1 protein-coding gene is annotated in these 232 nt (G+C 60.8%); it reads left to right on the top strand.

Translation table 11 applies throughout. From position 1 onward, the window contains the following. A partial coding sequence (locus tag ACZ3HG_RS25020; RefSeq protein WP_465335267.1) for a winged helix-turn-helix domain-containing protein occupies positions 1-232 on the top strand: 232 nt, incomplete at both ends.

Genomic DNA, 232 nt, shown 5'->3' with positions numbered 1-232 from the left:
AGTTCAAACTGAACCTCGGCACCCGTGAAATGTTCCGCGAAGATGAACCAATGCCGCTAACCAGCGGTGAGTTTGCGGTGCTGAAAGCGCTGGTTAGCCACCCGCGCGAGCCGCTGTCGCGCGATAAGCTGATGAACCTGGCGCGCGGTCGTGAATACTCAGCGATGGAGCGCTCCATCGACGTGCAGATCTCCCGCCTGCGCCGTATGGTGGAAGAGGATCCGGCGCATCC

It is taken from the genome of Erwinia sp. PME.40.26/001, assembly GCF_055556675.1.
This window is presented reverse-complemented; position numbering and strand designations above follow the sequence as displayed.